Annotated in this window: 1 protein-coding gene; it reads left to right on the top strand. The window is 35.6% G+C overall.

The features are described 5' to 3' along the window. Nucleotides 1–241 precede the first annotated feature (241 nt). Nucleotides 242–2,476 (top strand): transglycosylase domain-containing protein (locus V7183_RS25280; RefSeq protein WP_335361252.1); only part of this gene is annotated, 2,235 nt, incomplete at its 3' end.

Raw genomic sequence — 2,476 nt, 5'->3', positions numbered from 1 at the left:
GACCTGTTCTATTCTATGTGTTAAAGGAGAGCATTATTAGAGGAACAGAAGAGAAAAATGGTTTGTCTGAAAGTATTGCATTATTTGTACAATCTGCAAGTTAAGAAAGTAACGAGTAGTACTTTGGGATTTGGTTTTTGATGAACTATTTTTATCGATGATAGGTGTATTTACTAAAGAAAGAGCAATATTTCATTTTCAAGTAAATCAATGGGAGAATTGAAAGGCAGGAGAAAGCAACATGTCAGAAAATTATCGTTCTCGAGAAGAGCGAAGACAAGTTCAAAAGAAAAAACAGCCAACTGTTACAAAAGGAAAAACAAAAGAAAAAGCAAAATCAAAAGGTAAAACATCGTTTTTTCGTAAATTTTTGATTGGTTGTTTAATACTTGGAATCGTGGCGCTCGTAGGAGGAGTAACTACTTTTTTCATTATGATTAAGGATGCTCCTAAACTTGAGAAGTCAAAGCTTGTCAATCCGTTATCAGCAAAAATCTATGATAAAGATGGCAAACTGATATATGAGTATGGGAAAGAGAAACGGACAGAAATTACGTATGATCAAGTACCGAAGTTGGTAGAAAACGCATTTTTAGCTACAGAAGATGCACGCTTTTATGAACATAGTGGGGTCGACTTTAAAGGTACTGCACGTGCCGTTTTAGTCAGTCTTACTGGGAATTATGGTTCACAAGGTGGAAGTACAATCACGCAACAGGTTATCAAAAACTATTTCTTATCTATGGATAAAACAGCTAAGCGAAAAGCGCAAGAAATATATTTAGCCTATAAGTTAGAACAACAATATTCAAAACACGAAATATTAGAGATGTATTTGAATAAGATTAACTTAGGAAATCGTTCGTATGGTATTGCAACAGCAGCGGAAAATTACTACGGGAAAGAATTAAAAGATTTAACTTTACCAGAGGCTGCGATGCTTGCAGGATTACCAAAAGGACCTAGCATTTATGATCCAACAAAACCAGAAAATGTAGAGAGAGCAACAGAACGTAGAAACGTTGTGCTTCATCTAATGAATCGACATGGTTATATTTCTAAGGAACAAATGGAAGAAGCATCAAAAGTACCTGTAGACAAAGGACTTCTTCCAGCTAAACAGGTAACAGAAATGCCATATCCTGCATTTATAGATGCAGTGATGAAAGAAGTAGAAAAAGAATTACCAGATGTAAATATTGGATCAGATGGTTTATCTATATACACGACGTTAGATCAAGAAGCACAAAAGCATGCTGATAAGATTTTAAATGAAAATATTATTGGTTACCCGAATGATCAATTCCAAGGTGCTTTCACATTTATGGATACAAAAACGGGAGAAGTTCGTGCTGTAGGTAGTGGCCGTGGTGAAAATAAAGCTACATTTAAAGGACACAATATGGCTATCGAGCTAGAGCGTTCAGTAGGTTCAACAATGAAGCCAATCTTTGATTATGGTCCAGCAATTGAATATTTGAAATGGCCAACTTATCATCAATTAGATGATTCACCATATAAGTATTCAACAGGTCAACAAGTTCAAAATGCTGATAAGTCGTATAAAGGTATGATGACAATGCGTGATGCTCTTAAGATGTCTCGCAACATACCAGCGATTAAAACAGCGAAGGAAGTTGGATTAAGTAAAGCGCAAGGCTTTGCAGAAAGTTTAGGAATTCCATTTGATAAAGCAGCAGTGGAATCGAATGCGATTGGTAGTAATGAAGCTTCACCAACTGAAGTTGCAGGAGCATATGCAGCATTTGGTAATGGCGGGAAATATATAAAGCCGCACTTTGTTAGAAAAGTAGTTTATCCGGATGGAAAATCAAAAAGCTTTGAACCAAAAGCAAAAGTTGTTATGCAAGACTATACAGCATACATGATTACTGATATGTTGCGTTCAGTTGTTAGTTCAGGTACAGGTACAGCAGCAAATGTAAGCTCTTTAGATGTTGCGGGTAAAACAGGAACAACGAATTATTCACCTGAGGATATAGCAAAATATCATATACCATCTAATGCATCACGTGATAGTTGGTTTGCAGGTTATACACCGCAATATACAATGGCGGTGTGGACTGGATATATGAAAAATAGCTCTGAAAATTATATTAGTAGTAAGAATACAAAAATTGCTCAACTTATATTTAAAGAAATGATGGGTAAATTTGGAACAAGTAGTGCTAAGTTCAAAATGCCAAGTAGTGTTGTTCAAGAGGGTAGTGAATTGCGTGTGAAAGGTGCAAAATCAGATTCTTCTCCAAATCCGAGCACGTCAAATTCAAACTCAAGTGATCAGAAGCAAAATGATGATCAAAATAAACAACAAGAACAACAGCAACAAACAGATGAACAGAAAAAACAACAAGAACAACAAAATGAAGAAAATAAGAAAAATGATCAAAATCAAGACAATGCAACAAATAATCAAAATGGAAATGGTCAAGGAACCCCACCAAGCGGTGGAAAC

Origin of the sequence: Bacillus sp. JJ1127, assembly GCF_036965845.1 — a bacterium.
Classification (GTDB): Bacteria; Bacillota; Bacilli; order Bacillales; family Bacillaceae_G; genus Bacillus_A.
The sequence above is the reverse complement of the archived record's forward strand: the minus strand, read 5'-3'. Positions and strand labels throughout refer to the sequence as shown.